At 35.2% G+C, this 5,084-nt stretch carries 6 protein-coding genes; all 6 read right to left on the bottom strand.

The window, feature by feature from the left end:
* Window positions 1-88: 88 nt before the first annotated feature.
* The 6 genes from C240_RS15675 to C240_RS15650 all read right to left on the bottom strand — a co-directional run bounded on the left by C240_RS15675 (window position 89) and on the right by C240_RS15650 (window position 4,974).
* On the bottom strand, window positions 89-502 hold the full coding sequence (locus C240_RS15675; protein ID WP_271497746.1) for a ribosomal-processing cysteine protease Prp: 414 nt from the start codon (window positions 500-502) through the stop codon (window positions 89-91).
* The gene (locus C240_RS15670; protein WP_271497741.1) at window positions 471-1,895 is read right to left on the bottom strand and encodes a phage portal protein; all 1,425 of its coding nucleotides are present in this window, start codon (window positions 1,893-1,895) and stop codon (window positions 471-473) included. Before C240_RS15670 ends, C240_RS15675 begins: the two co-directional genes overlap by 32 nt.
* 10 nt (window positions 1,896-1,905) lie before the next feature.
* Window positions 1,906-3,201 carry a PBSX family phage terminase large subunit gene (locus C240_RS15665; RefSeq protein ID WP_271497739.1) on the bottom strand — a complete coding sequence of 432 codons (1,296 nt, stop codon included), beginning with the start codon at window positions 3,199-3,201 and terminating at the stop codon, window positions 1,906-1,908.
* Complete coding sequence (gene terS / locus C240_RS15660; RefSeq protein ID WP_271497736.1) at window positions 3,186-3,950, bottom strand: phage terminase small subunit; 765 nt, start codon at window positions 3,948-3,950, stop codon at window positions 3,186-3,188. Before terS ends, C240_RS15665 begins: the two co-directional genes overlap by 16 nt.
* A gap of 333 nt (window positions 3,951-4,283) precedes the next feature.
* Window positions 4,284-4,673 carry a hypothetical protein gene (locus C240_RS15655; protein ID WP_271497734.1) on the bottom strand — a complete coding sequence of 130 codons (390 nt, stop codon included), beginning with the start codon at window positions 4,671-4,673 and terminating at the stop codon, window positions 4,284-4,286.
* 118 nt (window positions 4,674-4,791) lie between these two features.
* Window positions 4,792-4,974 (bottom strand): hypothetical protein, encoded by a 183-nt coding sequence (locus C240_RS15650; RefSeq protein WP_271495810.1) that lies wholly within the window; start codon window positions 4,972-4,974, stop codon window positions 4,792-4,794.
* Between the last annotated feature and the right edge of the window lie 110 nt (window positions 4,975-5,084).

Raw genomic sequence — 5,084 nt, 5'->3', positions numbered from 1 at the left:
CTTTCGCACCATCGTTGACTCTCTTTTCAGCAGCTATATTTCGCAATTGCCAATAAGATTGTTCCGTTTGTTTCTTTTTTTGAGCCATTTAGATCAACTTCTGTCTTAGGTGTTCTATTTGATCGGTAGAGTTAATTATTGGGCCTGATTTTATATCTTGTGCATTTAGTGTTCCTGTTATAATTCCGCCATAGTTGGCTTTAGCTTCTTCAACAAGGGTAATGATCTCTATATGTTCAGGATGTTCTTTTGCTATTTCGAGCAAATTCGAATAAAGAACACTCGTGATATACTGAGATTCCTTAAGTTTACCTAGCTGAACTATTCCAACTTCGTCGATTGCTGCATCGTGTTGCTCTATTACTGTATTTGTCACAGCCGCATAGAGGGCAGAAACACCAGCACAAACAATGTCTTTCCCAAGTGGGGCATAGTTAGCATGACCTGTGACAGAGTAGCTTACGAATAAATTATTTTTCTTTTGAAACGTTGCTGTTATCATCGTCTATTTCCTCCTCTAGCTCATCGTCTAAATCGTTATGGCTATCTTCTGACTGGGTTCCCATCGCTCTTTGAGCTCTTTTCATGTCAGCTTCTTTTTGCTGATTAAGCATCTCGATCACCTCTTGTGGGTCATCAATATCATCTAACCAACCTAAACTTATCAATAATGGGATAAATTCTTGTGAGTCACGTATCATTTCAACAATATCTTTTTTGTTAATCGGTAAATTAGGTTTGAAATTAATCTTAGTCCCTGAAACATCTACACCTTTGTTTGATACATTTAAGATATTTTCTAAGAGTTGCAGCCGTTTCTTTACTCCGTCTTCAAAATATCCTGTTTTAGTAACTAGCAATTGCAGCAATCCGAATAATTTATACTTCATGGCTTCACCTGATATGTTTCCAGCAAAGTTTTCATCATTCAGATTAGGGGTATATGTTACTTTATGGATATCTCTTTCGATCGACTTAGATAAAACGTCAACATCTTTTTCACTGAATGTTTTCGTCAACCATTCAGCACCTACACCTTCAGCTTTAGCAGGAGCTTCAAGCATATTCTTGTCGCCAGCTTCAAAATGGGTTGTTTCTTCCAAATTAAAGCCGTAAAGGACAAGTATCGCATCAATAAACGCTTCTTTATCATTGATACGATCCGACTGAAGAACGTTATATGCATTAATAAGCGACATTGCTTGTTCGAAGTCACCTTGCTTTTCTTCGTTGTTTCTAAATTCAACGACTGGCACATCTTTGTAATAGTGGGGCTTTATTTTAATTCGCTCTGGGTCGCTAAAGCTTAATTGTTGCACTCGATAGACAATAAGCCATTGAGGAGTATAAACTTCGATATTCCATCCTTTTTCTTTGCCTTCTAAATCAAACTTTCTGATGTATCTAACAGCAAACAATGAATGAGCTTCAACAGTATCATCAACTACTAAAAACATACCACGAGGATCAATGCACGCTATTCTGGGAACTGTTTTATCAGCTAAAATAGACAAATAATGAAGTTCGTATCCAATACCGAACACTGATAAATCTTTACCAATTTCTCGATCGTGTTTTTTAATACCCATTTCATCAAAAGCTTCAATAACTGGATCGATATTTTTATCTTTACCTGGTGTGTAGGCAATAGGATTACCAAAAGTAAACCCAACATTCATGTCTGTTACATACTTAGCGTTATTTACCATGACATTAGTTAATTGTTCATTGCTCTCTTTTTTGCGATTTAAAATATCATGCTTACCATCATACGTATTACTAAGTTTTTCTAATCGATCTAACTCTTTCTGATGTTCCTTTATACAATATGCTATTACTTCCGCTGACGGGTTATTAATATCCCCTGCCAGCTCTCTGTCAATTTTAATTGCCACTTTCTCACCTCTATCTTATAAAACTTGGTCGTTTACCGAATTTAGCTACCTTATTGTGAGCGATTATCGTATAACAGAAATATCTCACAGCATCCATCGCATGGTCATGGTCCTTAATCGGTTTATCCTCTCCTCTGTCAGAAGCTTTTTTATCCCAAATATAGGAGTTGAATTCTCCAATGGTATTTGTACAATTACTGTTAAACTTAATTTTTTCGCTATTTAATAAAGAAGCCACATATCTGATGCCGTCTATCACATCATTCTTAGCTTTCTTTACTCTGATCTTCCGCTCTCTAACCTCTGCAATAAATGAAGCAGCAGAGGGATCAACAATTACTTCTTTAATCGGATAATTTTTGATAAAATCTTCTAAATCACTAGCAAACTCTTTATCTGTCTTTTGTTTCTTGTTATCTCGACCGGAATAATAGTATTCCTTTTCGCAATACCAAATTCCATCAATCCCTTTACACCACAACAAAAAGACTGTTGCGTTTTGAGTCCCGTAATCGACACTCACGTAACAATCTTTGGTGAAAGAATTAATTAGTTCGCTATACACATGCTTAACCGAGTCAAACATGTCATAGATCACACCTTCAGCAACACTCCACAAACCTTGAATATAGCGTTTATAGAACACTCCAGAATACATGGAACGGTAGCGTTTCTTGATTGCTTCAGAAAGACTTAAATTATCATCCATTGTAAAATGTAGATAGACAAGATTTTTTTCAACTGCTTTATCAATCCAATTTTGTTTGAACCAATGATATGGCCCTTCTGGATTGCAGTTAAACCAAAATTTAGAACCAGTTTCAGAACATCGACCAGTTGCCTGATTGACGAAACTTTCAGGCATAAGGACTACTTCATCGAAAAACATACCAGCTAACGTTATCCCTTGGATTAAATCTTGAGATCGTTCATCTTTACCACCAAATATATAAAAATAGTTAGTTGCTCCGTTTTTGGCAACCTCTAGCATATTATCAGCTCGATGATCTTTAACTTTGTACCCTCTCGATATAAGCATTAATTTTAACCAGAATAAAACATTCCGCCTGAATGAACCAATCGTTTTACCAGCCATTCCGAAATTCTTATCATCAAAATTAGACATAGCCCACATAACATAGGCTAAAGACATAGAAATGGTTTTACCAGAACGAATAGCTCCATCTGCTATAATACCGTCCTTATCTTTTACAGAACTCTTGCTTGTCCACCACGTTAACACTTGCTTTTGCTTACGACTGAAAGGTTTAAATTTAAAAAATGCTTTCTTTATTCTTCCGGCCATAATTCTTCACCTTCAGATTCTAAAGCTTCTAAGAATCCATCACTTTCTATTTCTTCAGGATTAGTTTCGGCTAATTTGTTGTTAAGCGATTTTATTTGACCTTGCATCATTTCCAGTTTTAATCGTCTTTCGTCCTGTTCATCAGCCAAGGAAACAAATTGTTTGATAAGATTGGATAATGTTCCCATCGCTCTTGACTGCGCTGAAAGGAAATTAGCTTGTTTATCCCAGGCATATTGAATCGCTAATGTTGTAGAACTACCGCTTTCTCCAGATGACCATGCTGATTCTTCTTTCGATAAATCTTCTTGATCTCCAACATGCATGATTTTTTGAGAGCGAATAATCGCTGTGTATTGTATTTTGATATTTTCCCAAAGCATGTCTATTGGTTCGCAATCATTTAATGCGTCCATAATTTCTGCTGTATCACTCGGAAGGTATTTAGCAAACAAACCGTGAGTTTTTGCGTTCTGGTTTCTTTTGGGTGCAGATCCACCTCTATTTCCTTTGGCGTTTTTATTGCCTTTAGCTGATTGGTAACGTTCCGTTTCATTCGTAACGTTACTATTGTCATTAGGAGCGTTACTTTTGATTTCACTCTCCCAATTATCTTGAGATTTCCATTTTCGGATTTGAGAATCCGAGCAACCTAATTCTTTAGCAATGTCCTTTAGTTTCTTAGTTCCGTTGGATGCAATCCATATCTCTCTTGCTTTATCTCTGTTTGGATTTCTAGCTCTAGCCATCCATATCACACCACCTCACTTTTTCGTGTTTGTTTTGTAACTCTATGTAAATAAACAACCGCCACGAATGACGGTTAGTTGGATTTATTGTTTACTTACACACTCGCATTCACAATGTCCTTCGCATGGAGATATGCGATAAATACAATAGTTAAACGCTAGAGTGATTGTAACTGCTATTAAAATAAATAAACAAAAGATAACGATGTTTTTTCGATTCTTCATAAAAAACCTTCCTTTGTTACGTTTTTCACATTTGCAATATTATACCAAAATTTCGTAACGTGTCCAATATTTTTAAACAAAAAGACCACTCGTTGAGTGATCTAGAATTTAAATATATTTATTTACTACCTCTATTTCATGATTAAGTGTTTCGAATACTACAACTACCGGGTTTTCGTAATCCAACTTACTTTCGGCATCATTTACAATGTCTCTAACACTTTTTAAATCCCAATCAGTCTCAAAAGTAAATGTCCCTTTTAAATTTAACGTTTCTATTCTATTCGGATGTTCCACAGAAATTGACACGCTACCCTTGGGCCTTTTTTTCATGTTATTCACAAAGTTTGATTTTTCATCAAAATAAAAAAATAAGGTTACATAACCAGTTCTTTCTACTATTTTAGATACTGTTACACTTAACGGAAATCCATAATCGTCTATTGTTGACACAACATAGGATGATGAAGCTTTAATTATTTCTTCAGCTGTATTCATTTTTGCCTCCAATAATCTTTCGTTTTTATTATTATAACGAAAAAAGATTGTATTACAATCGACAAAAAAGAAAGTATGTCTATAAAAAAGCCACCGCATAAGCGATGACTAAAAATTTCTATTCGTTATTTTCTTTTTCTCGTTTCTCTTCTTCTCTAATAAATCTTTTCAGATGTTTTTCGTCTTTTTCTGATTCCACATGCTCTCTGTTGTTATCAATTTCAGCTTCAAACTTCTCTTTGTTTTTTTGTTCTTTAAATGATTCTCTATTTTCTTTTTCTCCGTGACGTTCACTTGGCATAATAAAATTTCCCCTTTCGTATATCATGAATTAATTGTATTCCTATTTGAGGGATTATACCAATATTTCAATCACCCACAGGCTGTAAACTAGGTATTACCTATGGGTGA

Source organism: Enterococcus sp. 5H, from assembly GCF_028128615.1.
Taxonomy (GTDB): domain Bacteria; phylum Bacillota; class Bacilli; order Lactobacillales; family Enterococcaceae; genus Enterococcus_L.
This window is presented reverse-complemented; position numbering and strand designations above follow the sequence as displayed.